This is a genomic window from Lachnoanaerobaculum saburreum DSM 3986, assembly GCF_000185385.1.
GTDB lineage: Bacteria > Bacillota > Clostridia > Lachnospirales > Lachnospiraceae > Lachnoanaerobaculum > Lachnoanaerobaculum saburreum.
On the sequence record NZ_GL622296.1, the window covers coordinates 2,094,719 to 2,115,911 of the forward strand.

Annotated in this window: 20 protein-coding genes; 1 reads left to right on the forward strand and 19 read right to left on the reverse strand. The window is 33.6% G+C overall.

Annotated features, from left to right (window positions below):
* Nucleotides 1–90 precede the first annotated feature (90 nt).
* From HMPREF0381_RS09610 to HMPREF0381_RS09680, 15 genes are all read right to left on the reverse strand, one after another.
* On the reverse strand, nucleotides 91–1,191 hold the full coding sequence (locus HMPREF0381_RS09610) for a glycosyltransferase (RefSeq protein ID WP_008751781.1): 1,101 nt from the start codon (nucleotides 1,189–1,191) through the stop codon (nucleotides 91–93).
* Nucleotides 1,188–2,336 (reverse strand): CapA family protein, encoded by a 1,149-nt coding sequence (locus HMPREF0381_RS09615; protein ID WP_008751782.1) that lies wholly within the window; start codon nucleotides 2,334–2,336, stop codon nucleotides 1,188–1,190. The genes HMPREF0381_RS09610 and HMPREF0381_RS09615 overlap by 4 nt, the downstream gene beginning before the upstream one ends.
* Complete coding sequence (locus HMPREF0381_RS09620) at nucleotides 2,333–3,259, reverse strand: ATP-grasp fold amidoligase family protein (protein ID WP_008751783.1); 927 nt, start codon at nucleotides 3,257–3,259, stop codon at nucleotides 2,333–2,335. Before HMPREF0381_RS09620 ends, HMPREF0381_RS09615 begins: the two co-directional genes overlap by 4 nt.
* Nucleotides 3,237–4,472, reverse strand: coding sequence for an O-antigen ligase family protein (locus HMPREF0381_RS09625; protein ID WP_154647096.1), 1,236 nt, complete (start codon nucleotides 4,470–4,472; stop codon nucleotides 3,237–3,239). Before HMPREF0381_RS09625 ends, HMPREF0381_RS09620 begins: the two co-directional genes overlap by 23 nt.
* A gap of 4 nt (nucleotides 4,473–4,476) precedes the next feature.
* Complete coding sequence (locus HMPREF0381_RS15605; protein ID WP_008751785.1) at nucleotides 4,477–5,565, reverse strand: glycosyltransferase; 1,089 nt, start codon at nucleotides 5,563–5,565, stop codon at nucleotides 4,477–4,479.
* 27 nt (nucleotides 5,566–5,592) lie between these two features.
* Nucleotides 5,593–6,630, reverse strand: coding sequence for a glycosyltransferase (locus HMPREF0381_RS09635; protein WP_008751786.1), 1,038 nt, complete (start codon nucleotides 6,628–6,630; stop codon nucleotides 5,593–5,595).
* 8 nt (nucleotides 6,631–6,638) lie between these two features.
* On the reverse strand, nucleotides 6,639–7,406 hold the full coding sequence (locus HMPREF0381_RS09640; protein ID WP_008751787.1) for a glycosyltransferase family 2 protein: 768 nt from the start codon (nucleotides 7,404–7,406) through the stop codon (nucleotides 6,639–6,641).
* On the reverse strand, nucleotides 7,403–8,248 hold the full coding sequence (locus tag HMPREF0381_RS09645; RefSeq protein ID WP_008751788.1) for a sugar transferase: 846 nt from the start codon (nucleotides 8,246–8,248) through the stop codon (nucleotides 7,403–7,405). The genes HMPREF0381_RS09640 and HMPREF0381_RS09645 overlap by 4 nt, the downstream gene beginning before the upstream one ends.
* A gap of 18 nt (nucleotides 8,249–8,266) precedes the next feature.
* Nucleotides 8,267–9,550 (reverse strand): DegT/DnrJ/EryC1/StrS family aminotransferase, encoded by a 1,284-nt coding sequence (locus HMPREF0381_RS09650; protein WP_008751789.1) that lies wholly within the window; start codon nucleotides 9,548–9,550, stop codon nucleotides 8,267–8,269.
* A gap of 95 nt (nucleotides 9,551–9,645) precedes the next feature.
* Complete coding sequence (locus tag HMPREF0381_RS09655) at nucleotides 9,646–11,700, reverse strand: polysaccharide biosynthesis protein (protein WP_008751790.1); 2,055 nt, start codon at nucleotides 11,698–11,700, stop codon at nucleotides 9,646–9,648.
* 29 nt (nucleotides 11,701–11,729) lie between these two features.
* Nucleotides 11,730–12,341: a hypothetical protein gene (locus HMPREF0381_RS09660; RefSeq protein WP_008751791.1), complete on the reverse strand. Its 612-nt coding sequence runs from the start codon at nucleotides 12,339–12,341 to the stop codon at nucleotides 11,730–11,732.
* A 20-nt stretch (nucleotides 12,342–12,361) separates the two neighbouring features.
* Nucleotides 12,362–13,360, reverse strand: coding sequence for an LCP family protein (locus HMPREF0381_RS09665; protein ID WP_008751792.1), 999 nt, complete (start codon nucleotides 13,358–13,360; stop codon nucleotides 12,362–12,364).
* On the reverse strand, nucleotides 13,357–14,034 hold the full coding sequence (locus HMPREF0381_RS09670; protein ID WP_040461354.1) for a CpsD/CapB family tyrosine-protein kinase: 678 nt from the start codon (nucleotides 14,032–14,034) through the stop codon (nucleotides 13,357–13,359). Before HMPREF0381_RS09670 ends, HMPREF0381_RS09665 begins: the two co-directional genes overlap by 4 nt.
* 17 nt (nucleotides 14,035–14,051) lie before the next feature.
* Nucleotides 14,052–14,741 carry a YveK family protein gene (locus tag HMPREF0381_RS09675; protein ID WP_008754707.1) on the reverse strand — a complete coding sequence of 230 codons (690 nt, stop codon included), beginning with the start codon at nucleotides 14,739–14,741 and terminating at the stop codon, nucleotides 14,052–14,054.
* Between the two features lie 4 nt (nucleotides 14,742–14,745).
* Nucleotides 14,746–15,465, reverse strand: coding sequence for a CpsB/CapC family capsule biosynthesis tyrosine phosphatase (locus HMPREF0381_RS09680; RefSeq protein WP_008751795.1), 720 nt, complete (start codon nucleotides 15,463–15,465; stop codon nucleotides 14,746–14,748).
* 362 nt (nucleotides 15,466–15,827) lie between these two features.
* Here HMPREF0381_RS09680 and HMPREF0381_RS09685 point away from each other — a divergent pair, with 362 nt between their 5' ends.
* The gene (locus tag HMPREF0381_RS09685; protein WP_008751796.1) at nucleotides 15,828–16,490 is read left to right on the forward strand and encodes a response regulator transcription factor; all 663 of its coding nucleotides are present in this window, start codon (nucleotides 15,828–15,830) and stop codon (nucleotides 16,488–16,490) included.
* Nucleotides 16,491–16,510: 20 nt separating this feature from the next.
* Here the strand turns inward: HMPREF0381_RS09685 and HMPREF0381_RS09690 are convergent, their stop codons facing one another.
* The 4 genes from HMPREF0381_RS09690 to HMPREF0381_RS09705 are packed head-to-tail and all read right to left on the reverse strand — an operon-like array spanning nucleotide 16,511 to nucleotide 21,029.
* Nucleotides 16,511–17,098, reverse strand: a complete 588-nt coding sequence (locus HMPREF0381_RS09690) for a TlpA family protein disulfide reductase (protein WP_008751797.1) — start codon at nucleotides 17,096–17,098, stop codon at nucleotides 16,511–16,513.
* A 38-nt stretch (nucleotides 17,099–17,136) separates the two neighbouring features.
* The gene (locus HMPREF0381_RS09695; protein WP_008751798.1) at nucleotides 17,137–18,090 is read right to left on the reverse strand and encodes a CapA family protein; all 954 of its coding nucleotides are present in this window, start codon (nucleotides 18,088–18,090) and stop codon (nucleotides 17,137–17,139) included.
* A complete protein-coding gene (locus HMPREF0381_RS09700) occupies nucleotides 18,084–20,282 on the reverse strand; it encodes a DUF3160 domain-containing protein (RefSeq protein WP_008751799.1) in 2,199 nt (732 codons plus the stop codon). The genes HMPREF0381_RS09695 and HMPREF0381_RS09700 overlap by 7 nt, the downstream gene beginning before the upstream one ends.
* A 30-nt stretch (nucleotides 20,283–20,312) precedes the next feature.
* On the reverse strand, nucleotides 20,313–21,029 hold the full coding sequence (locus HMPREF0381_RS09705) for a hypothetical protein (protein WP_154647097.1): 717 nt from the start codon (nucleotides 21,027–21,029) through the stop codon (nucleotides 20,313–20,315).
* Nucleotides 21,030–21,193: the final 164 nt, after the last annotated feature.

The following is a 21,193-nucleotide window of genomic DNA, read 5'->3' on the forward strand; positions in this document are numbered from 1 at the left end:
CTTCTATTGTCAACATACCTTTCTAAATATCTAAATTCTTTTATTCAATATTATTAGCATTATTAAATACCAGTATTCTTATTTTTATATCTATTTTCCTTCATATAATTTCCTGTAAGTTTTTATTACATTCTCTACAGCATAGTCTGATACATCACATTCTATTTTACTATTTCCATATTTCCTATATGATTCAATAATTTTATCAGCCCATACTTTAGCACCCTTATCTAGTTCTATAAATATCACACCACCACAATCTGTTGCTTTAGGAACACTGTCTGATGCAAAACATCTAACTCCCATAGCTTGTGCTTCAATGATAGCAATCCCAAATCCTTCATGTAGCGATGGAAATATAAAAGCGTTCGATTTTGCAAGCAACTGTGGAATATTTGTATCACTTGGATAAAAAGATACATACTTTTCTAAGTTCAAGTGTTCAATTTTGTCTTTAACAAGCTTTTCATATCCTTCCATGTCAAATCCTACAAATGACAAATGAACATTTTTAATTCGTTTTTGTATTTGATAAAGTACTTCTACACTAAATAATTGGTTTTTTGTGGTGCAAAAACTGCCAACTTGTATAATATGCAATCTATCTTCCTCAAAATAACTATATAACTTCGGATTAAACCTACTCTCATCATAAGTATTGTTAATTACAGTAGCCTTTGTGCCCTCTAAAAAGAATGATCTACATGCTTCAAGTGAACACCCAATTTTTTTAGTCGCATACTTATCTATAACCTTTTTTCTATGATTTTCTAAATATGTAGCAATACAATTATTTTTTTGGGAAATAATATGCGTATGTGTGATTCTTATTGGAATACCAAATTCCGATGCCGCTTTCATAATTGGAGCACTTTCAAACTCTGCATTACAATGAATAATATCAAACGGTCCTTCTTCTTTTATTAACTTCCTTACTCCTCTATATAAATTACCACCTCTAATATAGTAATCTATCTTCTTTCTTAGTTTATTACTCCCCTCATATCTTGGAATTCTATAAATTTTCCCACCATATGTCAGAAACTCATCATCATAGTGTCTTTTTTCTGAAGTAAATAAAAGCATATCAAAAAGGTATTCTTTATGCATATTTCTTATAATATTCATCATAACTGCTTGAACACCACCATTTCCTAAGCCTTCACAGGAAACCATAAGCACTCTTTTCACTTCAAATCCTCCTCTGATCTATAAACTTTATTTTTTAATGCATTTATAATTACTTCTCTATGTGCTTCACACTCAAAATAATTAAGTATTGCCAAAATAGACGCCAGATTATATTTTTTATCAAGATACTTTTTATAAAATTTATATCCGGACATCCTATTTATAAAACGAAGTACTATAGATTTGCTGGCACCGCTCAATGTCCATAAATAGTCGTATATCAACTCAGATGTAAATTGGTTGTAGTTAGTATTTACCTTCTCTTTGTTCTTTATTTCAAGACTACGCTTCATAAATCCCTGTAGAATCTGCTCACTTTCTATTTTAGAAGCTAATCTAACCTTATCATCTTGCTTTTTTAGTGGAATATATGAAACGTTACCATTTTCAACTGCAATAAGTAAGCTTGTTTTCCATTCATCTATATCACTTCTGTCAAACAAAAAATTTCCCTGCCCATATACAATAGTTCCATTATTATATTTCTCCTCACATCCTATGCAATGACTATGTTGACATACAACTAAATCTGCTCCTTTATCAATAAATTTTCTGCAAATTTTCTGCAAATCAGGTGACGGATATCTATAATGTTCCTTTCCTCCATGATACAATACTATTACATAATTACAATGTTCTTTTAAATCATAAATCTGTTCATATGTTTCCAATGGATCATAGGGGTTTGCTCCTGCCTTATTATAGTCTGCACATGAAAATTCATGTTCTGCACAAGCATAGATACCTAATTTAAATTCATTTCTTTCAACAATAAATGATTTTGATGCATCAATTTTACTCTTTCCTGCACCAACAAAAGAGATTTTTGCTTCACTCAACGTTTTCATTGTTGACTTAAGTCCATCTTCACCCTGATCCATAATATGGTTATTCCCTAGTGTAAATAAATCTATTTTCAATGCCTTAAACAAAGCAACTGAGTCGGTAGATGCCATAAGATTTGGTCCATATTTTACAATAGGCGTTTTGTTTGTACAAAGTGGTACCTCTAAATTAAAAATTCTATAATCTGATTCTTCAAGAATTCTTCTTAAATCTTCACCTATTAAATACTTCCAATCGGCATTAATAAAATATTTCTCATTTTTTGTCGGTACAAAGTCAGCTCCTATAATTATCTTCATATTTTCTTCACCTGTGGTAAGTTTATCCAACTACCTAATATCTCATCCCATTTAAAAGGTGTAAACTCTTCAAATCCACTCCCCGGATAAAAAGTTATCTCACCAAAAAAAATTTCTTTATTTATCAGATAGAAATCAATTCTAACAAATGGAATATTTTGAGACAGTCTCTCAGCCAAACTAATCATTTCATCAAGTTTATCCGGCTTCTTTTCCGGCTCTTTAAGTGCCTTATAATGCCTTTCAAATGGTAATATATTCCATTTAGTATCATAGAATGTTACTTTTAAACCGCCAATGGAATATCTGTCTGTACAGGTGAAAATACACTTACATACACCGTCAAAGCACATAAATTTATAATCTGTCAGCTCTTCACTGTTTTCAGACATGTAATCTTCTGCGATTATTCTCCTTGGTACATTCTTATACGGCCATTCACGATGCAACATATAGTAATCACGCTTAATACTTTTTTTCAGTCGTCCAACTACCTTCTTTATATCAAGCTTTTTCTTATCTTTGCATATAACAATCCCACCGGAATCATGCGTAACCTTAAGCACAAACTGATTTGGCAATTTCTTCCAGTCTATATCATTTACATCATCCCAACATGCAATTGTAGGAATAATATATTTTTCTCCAATAACTGATGCTACATATTTTTTTGCCTCATACTTATCTACCATTTTTACATACTCAGGTTTTCTATCATGTAATTTTAGCCACTGGATCTTTTCATTAAATGTCTTGGGACTTGAAAGGTTTAGTCTATACCCAAGCTTTGCATAAAATTTTCTTCTTAAATATTCATCATCTGCAACATTGTTATATACTCCCTTACCTGATAAATAAACAAATCTATACTTTGAATCCAATACAAATTTTATCCCGCTTTTAATCAAATGAAACTGTTCCACTCCTTTTTCTCTCCTTCATTTTTCTTATGCATATAAAGAAAATAAGAAAATAGAAAATAGCATTCTTATAATAATAACTTACACTTCCATAATCCATTATAAGTTGCATTAATACTAAAACAATTACTACAACTGTATACTTCTCTCTATATCTAAAATATTTGATTAAATCTTTTATTATTATATAATATATATAATAGTAAATAATAAATCCAAATATACCTCCATCAGCCAATAACTCCACATAATTGTTATGCAAATAGGAATCATGTCCATAATTGCTTGCAACAAATAAACGTGCATTTCCCATTCCGACACCAAAAACAGGATTTTTTTTGAATATATCAATGCCTAATTTTATATATTCATATCTAAGCCAAGATGATGAATCAATAGCACCTTTTCCTGTAAACAGTGCTATCATTCCATTCATACGTTTTCCTATCCCTGAAAAAGCTTCTAATGACATCATCCAACGTATCAAGAAAAAAGCAATTATTGATATAACTACAATTCTGAACATATCTTTAAATATATTCTTATTGAAATTCTTGAAGAGAAATAATAAAAATACACCTATAAATACCATTAATAATGCTTTTCTACTTGAGGTAGCCAATATTAAAATAACTGCCAGTATATCAAAAATTAAATATTTCATACACTTATCATAAATAACTTTAAACATGGAAATTATAATCATTACACCACTTATCATGCCTATTGCATTCACATTAGAAAAAGTATTTTCTAATCTTTTACCTCTTAAGATGATACCTATAATTAAATCTTTTCCATAAAATATGTAAGAATAAAACACCACTATAAGGCTGGCCCACAATAGTGCAGAAAATAACTCTTCCGGTGCATTTCTTCTAACTGAATAATATGAATATAATATTGACATGCACACCAATATTTTTATTAATGTTACGCCTTTTTCAATTGCATAATCTGCTCTTATTGCCCAAGTTGCAGAAATGAAACAATATAATGTAAATATAAGTATAACTTTATGAAAATATTCAATTTTAACAGGAATTCGAAAATTATACTCAACTGCCATTGCAATAAAAATCATGATAGCTATAATAAATAAAATTATAGACCCAAATGAATTTTCTCCAAAAATATAAAATGATGCTATAAGAGCTGACATAAGTATTTGAGTTAACTTATTGCTTTTTTCTTTTAATTTCATTCTTACTATCATACCTTTATCCAATTAAATTCAAATACTCTTCCCACTCACTGAATATTTTTGATGGCTCAAAACTTTTTGCTCTTTCTCTGGCTCCAATTGACATTCTTTCTAGTGTTTCCTTGTCATATACAACTCTACCTATCGCATCTTCCAGATCTTTAACATCATTACATCTTACTAAAACTCCTTCATTTGTATTTTTTATCAACATCTTTGGTCCACCACAAGGACAATCTGTTGATATAACCGGAGTTCCGCATGCCATAGCCTCCATTAAAGCATTTGGAAGTCCTTCAAAATCTGATGACAGAACGAAAAGTTTTGATTTTGACAATATTTCTGCAACATTGCTTACTTTGCCTAAAAGATGTACTTTATTTTGAAGTTTATTATTGTAAATAAACTTCTTAAGTTCTCCTCTCAAACTTCCTTCTCCATAAATATATAACTCCTCAATATTTTTATCTTTTTTAAATAAATTTGAATATGCCTGTATAAGTAACTTATGATTTTTTTGTATTTCCAGCCTTCCAAATGTAACTATACCTTGACAGTGTTCATTTCTTTTAGTGTTAAAAAAAACTTTATCTACAGGATTTAGGATAACTCTTGATTTACATTGTAATTTCTTACTAAAATAAGATTTTGCGTCATCCGTTTGAAATACACATCCATCCACTTGTTCAAACAATAAGTTTACAACCAGATTACTTATTACACTTTTTCCATATTCATATTTTGGATCATTTCTTACAGATATAACCTTTTTAATGCCTATACCTACTGTTGCTAATACTGCTCTAATATTTGGAGCACCTAAAAATGAAAGTATGATATCAGGTTTTTCTCTTTTGACTAATTCTCTTAGTGCTACTATTCTCTCAATGTTTTTAGTTATAGGATTACCTATGTTATTTTTCCTCAAATATACTCTTTTTACTTTATTCGGTATATAAAATGAATCTTTATATCCAATATCAAAATCATTGACTAATATCACACTATAATCCTTATCAATCAGATAAGTAACTAAATTTTTCATTACTCTTTGTGCCCCACCGGTACTAGCCATAATATCTATGTAACATATTATTTTCTTCATATACCCACTTTTACTTTCTCCTAACTTTTACAATCTTTTAAGCAGTGAATATATGGCTACCTCAGGTACATATTCATTTGCTTTTTTTAAACACTTACATTTCTTTTCAATAATATTTTCAGGATCATAGCTGATTTGTTCAAGTATCTTTGTCAATGCCTTTACATCTCCAAATTCATATCCTATTCCTGTATACCCATCATCAACTACATCAAAAAAACTTTCCCACTTTGATGAAAGTACCGGTACTCCTGCTGCATAAGCATCTAAAATAGTTCCCGGTATTCCTTCAGTAAAAAACCTTGTTGGAAATACCAGTAAAAAATAATTTTTTAGCACTTCTACACTCTTATCAGATTTAACCACACCTTTATAGGATATATAATCCGGAAAACTTTTTTTAACCTTTTCAAACCATTCCACTTGCTCAGTATCCACTTGCCCATATATATCCAAAGTATAGATTTTATCTCTATTTTTTTTATTTATAGATATAACTGCACTAACAATATCTTCAATACCCTTTTCCTTCATCACTCTTGAAAAAGTGCATATTTTATATGGTTTATCATAGGTACTTTTCAACTCACTAGTTGATAAGATCTTAAAATTTTTAAAATTCTTCAATATTGTAATATTATTTAAACCAAGCTTACCAAGTGCTCTTTTCATTGTGCCGGTTTCGACATATATACAATAAAATTGTCCTAATCCCCATTTTAATATACTTCTATTTTTTAAGAAAGATGGTAGCCATCCTCCTATAACAATGTAATGTAATTTTCTCCTAAAAAAAATATTTATAATATTGCATAACGGAACAAACACCCTTACACCATTATGAGCCGGAAAAATAATAATATTTTCAGAATATTTAAAAGCTTTAAACATCTTTAAAATAATATTAGGTAATAATTTTATTCCACCATGTGTATCAATTTTTATAATTTTATCTTCACCAAACTGTTTCTCCAACTCTAACGTTACATTTTTTGTCTTAATAGTTTGCCCGTTTAACAAATTCTCGCCAAATCCAAAATGACCAATAACACATGCTTTTTTCATGAAAAATATCACCTACTTTTTTCATAAATTATCTTCTTTAATACCCCATAGATCATATTCCGACATGTATACCACATTGCAATAATTGCTTGCTTTTCATCACATATATGAAACAGATCATAATGACTCTTTAACTTCTTTATAAATTTATCATGACTAATACTTGCTTTCCTTACTCTGTATTTTGCCAGATTTTCTTTTAATAAATATGCACATGTCTTAGGTCTCTTAAACAATTTAAGCAAAATAGCATAATCATTATTCTTCTTTATATCCTTGATTTGTATCATCCCAAATACTTTTGCACTATACATCATAGTAAGCTGACCTATATAATCATACTTGTAAATTTTATTTCTATCCACTTTACATGGACCTGAAACATAAATATTCATGGAATTAGATTTTTCATCTATCTTTTCATACTCTGTAAAGGACAACTTATATCCATTTATTCTCATGAAATTAATCTGATGTTCCAACTTTTTAGGCATCCAAATATCATCTGAGTCAAGAAAAGCAATCCATTCCCCTTTTGCTAATTTGATCGCCTTATTACGAGTCAAAGCAGCTCCATAATTTTTTTTATTTTTAAAAAATTTAATTCTCTTGTCTTTAAAATTCTCTACCACTTCATCAGTATTATCAGTTGAACAATCATCTACAATTATTAACTCCCAATTTGTATATGTCTGATTTAATACTGATTTTATCGAATTACCAATAAACCTTGCAGTATTATATGACGGCATTATCACAGAAACCAACTCATTCATACTATCTTCTCCAATATTCTTTCAGCTTTCCTATGCATTTTATCATATTCTTCTCTACTAATCTGGTTATTTGAAAGTAAATAATCTCCATAATCTGATGATGTCACTTTCCCTTCTTCTGTAATTCCTTCTTTTTTTAAGAAAGCTTTTATTACAGTATTTAAAAGAATATACAAATCATTTTTAAAAGAGATGTGTTTTAAATAATGCAAGTCATACTTTAATTTCTTATCCCATGAAATAGCATTTCTCCCCATTATCTGTGCAAGACCCGAAAGACCGGGTTTTACAGTATGTCTCATTCTTTGCTTATTTGACATAAATACCATATCTCTTACAAGTTGTGGTCTTGGTCCTATAACTGACATGTCACCCTTTAAAATTGATATAACTTCAGGTAGCTCGTCCAAAGATGTTGATCTAAGCCATGCTCCAAACTTTGTCATTCTGAGATTATCCGGCAACAATTCTCCATTACTATCTCTCTTATCTATCATTGTTCTAAACTTATACAATTTAAATATTTTTTCTTTACCTGTCCTTTGATCAATTATTCCCGGGCGATATTGAGTAAATAATATAGGACTACCGAGTTTTATTCGCACCAATATAGCGATAATGACATATAGCCACCAAAATACTATAATCGCTAAAACAGAGCAAATGATATCAAATATTCTTTTTATGTATTTCTCATAAAAACTTATTCTTCTATATTGTAGATTACTATACTTAACTCTACATGTATTTTTCTTTTTATTAGTACTTATAATTTTATCTGTAATTATAAGTACTTTTACAAGTATTTTTGTAATCATTCCATTTTTGTTTATTCTTAACACTATAAACCTCTTTGATACTTACCCAAAACAACTCCTTATTACTTCAATTACCTTTGCCTGTTCATCCTCTGTCATCTTTATATCACTTGGCAGACACAGCCCTCTTCTAAATATATCCATACCGATATCTATGTTTTCTCCTGATATATAGGCATTTGTTTTTGCTCTTCCGCTTCCGTTTTTTGTAATGAAAGGATTCATCCTGTATATAGGTTGCATATGCATCGGTTTCCATATCGGACGGCATTCGGCATTGATTTTTGCAAGTTCTTCCAAGATTTCTGTCGGGCAGGTCCTGCCTTCTTCCTGAATATAACATGTGTCATTTTCACTTCTTACCTGCTTGCACATAGCATCACTGTCTATCAGAAGGCATGAAAGCCAAAAGTTCGGATTTGAATTCTCTTTATCAAACGGATTCATTGACAGCGGTAAGTCTTTCAGTCCTTCCTTATATCTTTCATATATAGCCCTCTTCTTTGCTATATGTTCATCAAGGTGTGGCAATTGCCCTCTTACTACACCTGCAATAACATTGCTCATGCGATAGTTATAGCCGATTTCTTCATGTTGATACCAGAATGCGGCCTCTCTTGACTGTGTTGACCACTTACTTACCTTTTTTGCGGCTTCCTTATTATCTGTAAGAAAACAACCTCCACTGCTTCCTGTAATTATCTTGTTGCCGTTGAATGAAAGTATATTGTAGTTGCCGAAGGTACCTGTCTGCTTGCCCTTATATGTAGCACCCAGAGATTCCGCCGCATCTTCAACCAAGACGGCATTATGTGCTTTTATTATTTTTCTTAACTCTTCTATTTTTCCGGGTGTGCCATATAGATGTGCCGCTACCACTATCTTCACATCGGGATATATTTCAAATGCCCTTTCTAAAGCTTCGGGATCCATGTTCCATGTATCATATTCACTATCTATAAATACCGGTTCTCCACCTTCATATACCACCGGGTTTACTGTTGCGGCAAATGTCATATCAGAGCAAAACACTCTTTTACCGTCCAGCACATTTGCTCCCGACTTCGGCATACCATATACATTTATTCCTGCCGTCTTTATTGCCAGATGAAGTGCTGCGGTTCCTGCCGACAGTGCGACTGCATATTTTGAACCTGTATACTCACAAACTTTTTTTTCCACTTCATTGATATTCTCACCGACTGTTGACATCCAGTTTGAAGTATAAGCTTCTTTCATATACTCAAGTTCATCCCCATGCATAGTAGGACTGCTTAGCCAGACTCTTTTTTCAAATTTTTCAAATACCTTATCTTTCTTAAACATCTTTTACCTCTTTTTAGAGATTTACAACATGGCAATATCTTTACAGACAAAAAAGCCTACAAGGCCTCTCCTGTAAGCTTCTTAAGTTGATAAAATCAATTTGCCGCCTGCGGTAAGTCTTCATGGTGTAATACATTTGTGGTTTCTTTTTTATTATCAAATAATTCACTGTTTATACTGTCAACCTGTGCTGTATGATATGTTGTCACAATCCTTTTGATATAATCTCTGATATTTCCGCTGTTCTCACCCATATATACCGAGAGTGATTTCAACTGTCGTAGGAAATTGTCTTCGTCAAAGTCAAGCGGTTTACCTATACTTATCAGCTTGTTCGGTGTGGTCTCAAGCCCCTCTTCAGACATCAATCTCTCTTCAAAGAGCTTCTCTCCCGGACGAAGGCCTGAATACTCTATCTTGATATCTATATCAGGACGAAGACCTGACAATCTTATCAGATTTCTTGCCATTGTATCAATTTTTATCGGAGTACCCATATCCAGCACAAATATTTCTCCGCCCTTTGCATAGTTTCCTGCCTGTAGTACCAGTGATACGGCCTCTGATATTGTCATAAAATATCTGATAATATCAGGATGTGTGACCGTCACAGGTCCGCCCGCATCTATCTGTTTTTTGAACTTCGGTATCACTGAACCGTTACTTCCAAGTACATTTCCGAAGCGTACCGCCGCAAACTCTGTAGCAGGATTATCGGAAGTACTGTAATAATAATCATCCATATCTATGATTCTCTTATCCTTCTGTCCCGTAATAGGTCTAAGGTCATTTACCTTTCCTGATTTTACTTTCCTTGCAAAGGTCTGTATAATCATCTCACACATTCTCTTACTGGCACCCATAACATTTGTAGGGTTGACTGCCTTGTCTGTAGATATAAGTACAAAGCGTTTACAATTATTGTGTAATGCTGCAAGTGCCGTATTATATGTTCCCATCACATTATTTTTTATAGCCTCACATGGACTGTCTTCCATAAGCGGAACATGTTTATGTGCTGCGGCATGGTATACAACATCAGGTTTATATGTACTGAATACCTGTTCAAGCTTCCTTAAATCTCTCACCGAACCTATTATGGTATCAAGGCTTAATTCAGGATATTTCATCAAAAGTTCCTGTTCTATCTCATAGGCATTATTCTCATATATATCAAATATTATAAGTCTCTTCGGTGAATGTGCCGCAATCTGCCTGCACAGCTCACTTCCTATAGAACCGCCTCCGCCTGTTACCATAATAGTCTTTCCGTTCAGATAATTGAATATCTCATCCAAATTTACTTTTATAGGCGGTCTGCCCAATAGATCTTCAATATTTACATCCTTCAGATCTCTTATCTTTACTTTTCCGTTTGCCAGCTGACATATCCCCGGCAAATTCTTCAGTACGCAGTCAGCCTCCTTGCAAATATTTAGAATATCGCTAAGTTCTTCAGGTGTGCTGCTTGGCATTGCCACATATATCTTATCTATACCATAATGTTTTACATTGTATAATATATGTTCTCTTCCTCCTGCTACCGGTATATTGTCAACTGTTCTTCCCCATTTTTTTCTGTCATCATCTACAAAGCATACCACACTGTCATTGCTGTCTTTGCTTCTTTTGATATCACGTAAAAGCAGTTTGCCTGCATTGCCGGCACCTACTATCATTACTTTTGATACATTTCCCTTTGTTCTTTGCACATTTTCTCTTTCTGCACGAAGCAATAACACAAAGCGATAGGAAAACCTGCTTCCGATCACTGCTAAAAACTGTATTATTGTACCTAAAATATAATATGAAATAGGCATTCTCTCAAAAAGCAATGTAATAAATAATGTATGTAATAATCCTGTTACTATACTTGCACACATTACATGCTTTAATTCAGTATAACCGGCAAACTTCCATATACTTCTATAGAGCTTGAGTACAATAAATGTAACTAAAGATATAAGAGTATATATCGGAATGAATTTCACCCATGCATACAAATAATTACTTTCAATATGTGAAAACTGTAAGTCAAAACGCAGCCACAATCCTATAAGATATGAAAAATTTACAGCAATCATATCATAGATAAGTAGTATAATAACCGCCCCATTTAAGTATTTCAGTTTAAAATTCTGTTCTTGCATTATTCCCCCACCAATTGTCTTATTAAATATTATTTATATATTACACAAACTGTGGATGAACCGTTTACTGTAATATCTATAGTTTTTTTCTGATAATTTATACCATGCACCGGTACCTCAGACCATTTCCCTGTAATGTTGGAATAAGCTACTACCTTTATATCCTTATCCTCTACTATATTAGGGACATATAATGTAAGCCTGGTCGGTACATCAGCTATTTTCCCTTTGTCGTCAGTAGTAATTATTGCAGCAGTCTTATCCATTGCCTTGTATCCTGCAAGGTTTTTCAATCCTGTTGTTTCACTTACACTCTCACCTGAGTTTATACTGTTTATATTTGCCACTATTTTCTCAGGAAGTCCCTTGGTCTCACTTCCGGGAGCGGCAGTTGTAGCATGTCCCCCATCTGATGCACCGACAAAATGCACCGCTGTTGTATATGATTGTTCCTTGTCGGCATTTTTTGTAACTCCTCTTTTTACAATCTTACTGCTTCCGTTGTTTTGACTTCCGTTACCTCTTATTATCCCGCTTATTTTAGAGCCTATGCCGCCATGTATACTTGTAGCGGCAAACACTCCCACTGTCATTGCCATTGACAATATGCATGATAACACCACTATACCCTTTTTTTTCATACCTACATTCCTTTCTTAATCTATTCTTCTGTGTAAAATAACTCAATAATTTTATCCATTGCCTTATCATGGTCTGCATAAAACTCATCATAAAGTTCTGTTTTTTTATTTTCACCTTCAAGCACATATATTCTGTTTGCATTAAATCCGTCATCCGTCATTGCACAGGCACCAAGTTTTAAAATCATATCTTTTTGCATATCGCTGTAACAGTACGGTTCAATATCACTTAATATTTTTTCAACAATTGAATCGCCTTTAAACTGCTTTAATTTCATCTGATATGCTCTTAGATACTCCTTATGTGCTTCTATTCTTGTAATAGCGGAAAAGTCTTTATTTGTATCTCTGAATCTCAAAAATTTTTCCGCCTTCTCCCCATTTAATGTAACCGTATTGCCCTTTATAAAGGAGGCATCCACCTTTTCCATTCCGTCATACGGTACCGTTACATCCACTCCTCCAACCGCATCATTTACCTTCTCAATAGCCATAGTATTCATTGCAAAATACCGGTCTATATGTAGTCCGTCAAAAAGATTACTTACAGATTCCTTCATAAAATCTGCACTTATTTCATTGCCGTCTCCAAAAGAAAATGCCATAGTAATATGTTGTAAGGTATTGCCTATAATCCCTCCTCCGACATCTGTTACAGGTATATATGTCATAGTATCTCTTGGTATGATTATCATACTTAATTTATCTCTTTCCGTATCCCAAGCTATCAGTCCGATACTGTCAGCCTGTCCGCCCGAGCCTGCATCCTGTACATAATGCATATCCACACTTGAATCTATTCCAAGAACAAGTATAGCTTTTACATAACTTTTTCTTCTATAGACTCTTCCATTTCGATTAAGCCTATCTGTTTCCATAGATATATCGGCTTTTTGACTTAATTTTGTAGCTATTACCTTATCTTTATTGTTCTGCCATATATTTACGGCTGTAATTATTATTGCAAATACCGTCAGTATAATGAATGCAAATATTTTCTTTTTTGCTTCCGTTTTCATTTTTTATTACTGTAGTAATCATAATATTTATAGTGGTAGCTGTCTTTTTTCATCTCAACCCCATTTAATACTACACCTATTATTTTACAATTCACTTTTTCCAACTGGTCTTTTACTTTTTTTACCACTCTTTGACTTACGGTAGCACTCTTTACCACTATCACCGCACCGTCAACACATCTTCCGATAATTGCCGCATCTACTATATTTGCAAGCGGCGGAGCGTCAATAATGATATAGTCATAGTTAAGGCGTTGCCTTTTTATAAATTCGTCCAATTTTATATCATATAAAAGTTCTGCAGGATTCGGAGCATATGGACCTGCAAAAACCACATTCAGATTTTTTATATTGGTCTTATATATGATATCTTCAGTGTTAAGTCCGTTTAAAAATTGGCTAAGCCCCTGAACCTCTTCGCTTATCTTATGCTTGGTCGTAAACACTGATTTTCTCATATCCGCATCAATGTATAAAACCTTTTTATCAAGCTTTGTAAAGCTTATTGCAAGCTGAAAACTCGTCTCGGATTTTCCTTCATCCTGAATCGAGCTTGTAAAAAGTATTACTCTCAGATTACTGCCTGAGAACTGAAGATTGGTTCTAAGCATCCTCATGGATTCCTCATATAAAAATCCTTTTTCTGTTTCGTCTATATCGAAAAATATTTCCATCTTTCTTCCCTCTAAAGTCACTTTTTCTTATACTCGGGCAAACTGGCAAGCACTATAAGCCCTAAGTTATTTTCCAAATCTTCTTCGCTCTTTATAGTATCATCCAACAATTCTATTGCAATGATAATGCCTGTCACTAAGAAAACTCCGAAAAATCCTCCCATTACCGCATTCTTCTTTATGCTTGGGCTTGATTTTTCTTCAGGTACTATTCCAAGTTCTATAATCTTAGGCGGTACCACCTCCATCAGATCTCCTATATACTTTGAAGATGAGGCGGCTATCTGATTAACTATCTCCATTGCATTTTGGGGATTCGGATCTGTAACTGTCAATGACAGTATTCTTGTATCGGGCGGATTATCAATCTTTAACTTTCCTCTAAGTTGCTTATAGTTGATATTGAGTCCCAGCTTTTCTATTACTTCTTCAAGTACAGGTCTGCTGTTTATCATAACCTTGTAGTCTTTAGTCAACTGACTGCCTATCTGAAGATCCGCCAGTGAATTCAGTGTAGTCTCCTTTGACAGTACATATAGCTGTGATGTGGACTGATACTGCGGTGTGATACAAAAAATGCTGAAAGCTGTTGCTATAGCAAAACCCGCCGCTCCTGCAAGTAAAATCATCCACCATTTTCTTTTTAGAATAAAAAATAATTCAAGTAAGTCTACTTCCGTCTCCTCGTTTGTCATTCTCTCATCCATCTGTTTAATCCATTCTCCTTGTAATAATATTGTCGGCATTTTCATATGTTAATTCTTCAAAGTACTTGGAAGCATTTTTTGATATCCACAGCAGTGCCTTTGTAACCTTCGGTTCCCTTTCACCTACTCTGTGCATATCTGTTGCCATAAACGATATATAGCCGTTTTTTATCATATTTTTACACATAACTGTATTTTTGTTAAAAATCCCCCCATCTATACTTGTATAGTTCATTTGAAACATTGCACCCATGTCTCTTATCATATCAAGTCTATGTTCCTTTTGTAGACATTGGTAGCGTTCTACATGTGCAAATACCGGCAAAAATCCCGCAAATATAATATCCCTTGTCGCCATCTTTATATATCCGTAGCTGATATTCGGATCAAACTCTACAAGTATATATTTACTGTCTGCAAGTGTAAGGTATCTGCCGCTTTTCAAATATTCTATAGCCTTCTCGGAATAAAATATCTCCTGACCTGTATAAAGTTCACAGTCAATATTTGCTTCCCTCACTTTAGCCTTTATTATATTCAGTTTTTTTGCTATCTCGGTGCTTGTAAGTTCCGGCATAGTATGTGGAGTTGCAATTATCTTTTTCACTCCCTGTTCTGTCGCCATCTTTATAAGCTCTAAGGACTCTTCCAATGTCCTTGCTCCATCATCCACACCATATATAAAATGAGCATGGATATCAGTTACATGTTCAATATCTTTCATATTTATTTATTTTTGTTTACTTTATTATTAAGCTTCATTTATTGCCTCTTACTATTATACAGTGCTTTATGATTTATTCAATCAAAACTTTGATACATTTTAAGTATATGTTAATGTTTTTGTATTTTATATTTAAATATTTGTTTTTAGTTTCATTATTTATCCGTTTACATCATATCTTATACCTGTTTAATTTACTTTTTTCAATTATATGATATTATACTGATTTTTTCTTTCAAAAATTTTGTAAGAATAAGATACTAAGATATAAATATGGGTATTGAGATTGATTCGTTTAATTGATATACTTAACCGGAAGCTGAAATATATAGTGACTTGTTTATTTACACCGGGGAGGTATTATGCGAATTTTAATATGTGAAGATGAAGAAGATATCTTAAACGGGCTTGCAAAGGGACTTCGCAAGCTGAACTACTATGTGGATACCGCAGTGGACGGAGAGGAAGCTCTTTCGCTTTATTTTGAATCAAAGTATGATCTTGTGATACTTGATCTGAATATGCCTAAACTTGACGGACTTGAAGTCTTAAAGGCTATCAGAGAGGATGATGCGGACAGTAAGGTTATTATTTTATCCGCCAGAGATACACTGAATGATAAAGTGCTTGGGCTTGACCTCGGTGCCAACGACTACCTTGTAAAGCCGTTTCACTTTAAAGAACTTGAAGCAAGGATAAGAGCATTGTTTCGCACTTCATATAATAAGAATGATGACTGTATAAGACTTGACTCTCAAAACATAATACTCTGCCTCAATAAAAAGCAGGTGGAAAAGGATGGCGAAGTCATTTCACTTACTCCAAAGGAATATGCCATATTTGAGTATCTTTGCCTTAATAAAGGAAGGCTGGTTTCTGCCGGTGAACTTCTTGAACACAATATTGATATGAACGGAAATGATGCATCAAATGTTATTAAGGTACATATCGCGGCTATCAGAAGAAAACTTGGAAGTGATGCTATAAAAACAAACAGAGGAATGGGGTATACTGTAGCCGGTTAGTCCCCATTCCTCTGTTAATATTACATTTTAGCTAATAAATCTTCTATTATCTGTGTAAATCCTTCAAGATTTTTAGATCCCTGTATTGCATACAGTATCTTTCCTTCTGAATCTACAAAGAAGGTGGTCGGAAAAGCTTGAAGACTCATAACAAATTCCTCTGTTGTACCTGAAGGAATAATATTTTGATATGTCACCTTGTTCTTATCAAGTATCTCCTTTACAGCCTGAAAATCGCTTCCTGCATCCTGTGCCATTCCGATAACTTTTACATTCTTGTCCTTCATATTCTCTGAAAGTTTTTGTAACTCCGGTATCTCCTGTACACATGGTCCGCACCAGCTTCCCCATACATTAACAACTGTAAGCTTACTGTCTTTAAATACATCACTGCCGATTTCATCACCCTCTACAGTCTTTGCATTAAATTCCGGAAACTTTACATCTTCCTTTTTTGACTCTTCCGATTTGCCGGCAGCCGCCTGCTTTGAATCAGCCTGTGACTCTGTGCTTGTAGATGCATCGGTAGCAGCTTTACCGCCTGCATTACAAGCGCTTATCGCCCCTGCCATCATAACCGCCATACTGAAAACAAATAATTTCTTCATATAATCTCCTTTTATTCTATTCCATATTTAAAATTCATTTAATTAAAATTTGGTTGACCCAATTTTATCTTAAATCTCTTTTCTTTTATATTGATATTTTTAAACTTATCAATACTAAGACTTAACAAAAGTCCCTCATCACTGCCCTTAGGTATTTGTTTATCAAATATACAATTTCCAAGGCTGTAATAGATGTATTTACCCTTATAGACCTCTTTATCCTGTATTACATGCGGATGTGCTCCTACAATGAAGTCCGCACCGCTGTCTATAGCAATTCTTGCCAACTCCTTTTGCCTTATACCGGCAAAAGGTTCATACTCGATACCCCAATGAAAGTATATTATCTTAAAATCCGCCTTAAGGTTTTTAAGATCCTCTCTGATTCTGTCCGATTTTAAGTCTTCATGATCAACCAGATAGTTTATACCGGGACTGTTTTCATCATACACAAATCCTTCAGGAGGAAATATGCTGTATGCTAAAATTCCTATTTTAAACCCGTCTTTTTCAAATATATAGCTCATATCCGTATTTGCATTTGCACCTGCTCCGACATATGATATACCTGCTCTTGACAGATTTTCCATAGTATCTTTAAGTCCCTCGGATCTGTAATCCATAGTATGATTATTTGCAAGATTACACAAGTCGATACCTGCCTCTTTCATAGCATTTGCATTTTCAGTTTTTGCTTTGAATACAAATCGCTCGGGTTTATTTGCCCCTCTGCCATACTCTGTTATCGGACATTCAAGGTTCACTATTGTAAGATCGTCTGCCAAAAATATATTTTTCAGATTTTCATAAGGATAGCTGTATCCGTTTTTACTTATATAGCTGTCCACACCTCTTGAGAGCATAATATCACCTACTATACTAAGCTCTATACTGCCTCTTTTTTTTATAACATTAATGTATATTTGAGTTATCGTTAATATGCATATTATAAATAATGCAAATACAATAATATATTTTTTGGTCTTTAACATCCTGAACTATAAGGATTATCAGGAGTTATCAGCTCCTCACCCTTCTCCTCTTGCATGTAGTCACTTACAAAAGGCGGTCTCTTAGGTAAATTATTATTAATATTACTCTGCCACTCTTCATCTGTCAATCTTTCATCATTCACAAACTCGAAGTAGTCAAATACCGCACCTCTTGTCAAATATAACTTTCCTTCTATAGGTACGGCCACATACATCTCCGCCGCATTTCCTACACCTACCTCAAGGTATCCCGCCTCCCTGTCGGACATTGCAGAATGTATGTCCGCTATCTGTGCCATATGTTTACCCGCCTCCGATTTTATCTGATACCAATCCTGAACTTCCGCAATACTGCTGCTTAGATACTCCAGTGTTCCTCCATATGTCATCAATGTGTCATACTCTTCAAATGTAAGTTTCTCACCGTTAAGTTCTTTTATAGAGCATTTTTTCAAAAACTCAAGCAAATCAAGTATATTTTGACATTTGTATTTCATACTTTCACTGATACCGTTTCTCTGTGACAGTCCGTCCATAGTTTGATTTGTAAGCCAAATAAGTCTGTTATAGAATTCAGGATTCGGCTCAACATATCCCATAATCTCAGGCGGCTCCTCTTCTTCTCCGCCACATTCAACACCGCTTTGGGCACCGTATAATATAGTATCATGCCTAAGTTCCGCCCAACTTCCAAGTGCCGTAGAAAGTGATTTATCCTCCCAAGCACTGCTTCTCATAAAATTCGGATATCCGTCAGAAAATCTTTGATTCAGACTCTCCAATGTAAATAACCATGTATTATATATATTTCCAGTTTTGTCTTTAATTGTTCTTGCATCAAACTCTGATTTTATTTTATTGTATTCTTCTTTGTATCCCGACCATTCTTTTGACGGATGATACATCAAATCCAATATTTCATCAGCTCTCTCTGAACCAAGCACAGCCATTACATCAAGTCCGCTTGGAAAAGGTCTCTTTTCATTTGAAAGTCTGCTAAGTATCTCGGAGTCGGGAATATATCTTTGTCCCATAAATCTGAAGCACAGCCCTATAGAAGGATTTTTTATTCTTGCAACCTTTACCTTATTAAGTTCATCATACAGTTTATCCATTCCGGCAGCTATATCCGAAACTTCAGGCATTTTCCCATAAGCCTGTTTGATAATCTCACCAAACTCAAGCGGATTTATATCATTTGTGCTTCCGACAAAAAACTCCGTTATAGCATATATATCTTCCCATAAATCCGTTCCTTTTTCCTTTGGCAGTTCTTGTAAAGCTTTAGTAGATATAATTGACATATATGCACCTTCCTCATCTCTTTTCCCGTAAGAATCATAAAGGACAAAAGGTACAACTCCATACACACTCATTGCTTCAAAATATTCCTTTAATGTATCGGTTCTTGTATAATGCCCTCTCACCTTAAAAAGGCTATAATCAACATCTGTACCTGCTATATCTGAGTGATTTTCAGTCTCCGACTTTATATTTGAATATTCCTTCTCTACAATACTTTCTATTTCTTCCGGCAAATCACTTCTGTCTTGTTTTAAGAGTTTTTCACATAGTGCAAAATATGCCAATGTTCTTCCCACAATCGCCTTTTCATCAGCTTTATCCGCCTCATTATACTTTTGAGACAGAATATTTACCATATTTGTATTAAGTTGCTTCAGCTCTGCATATAGTTTTTCTTCCTCAGTTTCTCTAAGCGTATAGTCATAGAATATATGATATAATTGCAACACTGAATCTGTACTTATAAAGCTCGGTATCTTATTGTATGTATTGCTCTCATATATATAAAACAGCTGTCCGCTGTCTGTAGGATTTACGACGAAGCCGTTTTTTTCAATCATCGCTCTTTGTGTAGCATTCAGATTTCCGAATTTATCAATGTTTTCTATATTGGACAGATTACTCTCTACCTTTATATCGGGAACATTTGCCCTTACCTCAAGCGGAGTATACTCTCCGTTTCCTGAATAAAACTCAAGCTTCGGCAACTCATATCCCAAACTTTTTGCCAAAGCTTTATCACTTTTTTTATCGTCTGTGTCGTCCTTATTTCCCGTTGCAACTTTTACTTTATCATCACTGTTGTTTATTTTAACTTTTATGGTATATCCACAGGAAGTTACAATCAGTCCCATGGCTATCACCATTGATAAAACTTCTTTCTTCATACATTTCTCCCTTGCATTTATACTCAAACACTATTCAATTAATATTTTTCCGTCTATAAACTTCACCTCTCTTTCTTTTCCGTCGGCAATCAGTTTTATCTCTGTGACAGTGCTATCAAACATAAGTTTTTTAAATTCTTCATGGCTTTGTATAAATAAATCAAAACCGAATCCGTTCCATTTATATACTGCCAAAACTCTGTTCTTGTCTTCAAGTTCTTCTATTGAAATAATCTCCGATACTTTGTCATTATCGATATCTGCTAACTTAAAATCGTCAAACGGTCTTGAGAGTCTTGATCCCAACCAAAGCGGTACCAGTTTTCCGTACTTAAAATTATAAAAAAAAGGTCTCTTAGCTAATGCATTATGAAACTTTACTTTTTTATACATCACAATACTTATATCTAATTTGCCGTCTCCGTCAACATCTCCAAGTTGCACTTTTGACGGTTTCATATTTGAAAAATCAAAACTGTAATCCGGTTCACTCCCCAATATTATCTTACCGTCATCTATAGTAAATTCTTTATATATTTCAACAAATTTCCCATAAGCCTCTTTTGTAGGCAGTTTTTTTCTCTCTCCGCCGTCATTTACAGCTATCAATTCGTAGGTTCCGTCAGAGTCTATATCTCCTGTACAGTATGAAATAATATCTTTGTTTGATATATTGGAATCTGAAACCTTGTTGCATGATATAAGTACAGGAACCATACATATAAAAATCATTAATTTTTTATACAATTTTCCTCCCACAATTACCCTTATATGACAGACAATAAGACTTATTTTCTCATCATATAAAGCATCCGGTCTAATATGTCAAAATATTGTAAATTTAATATTCTATACTTATGCCGTTTCTTATATTATAATATGCATCTTTTCTTTATGCAATCAATATACAA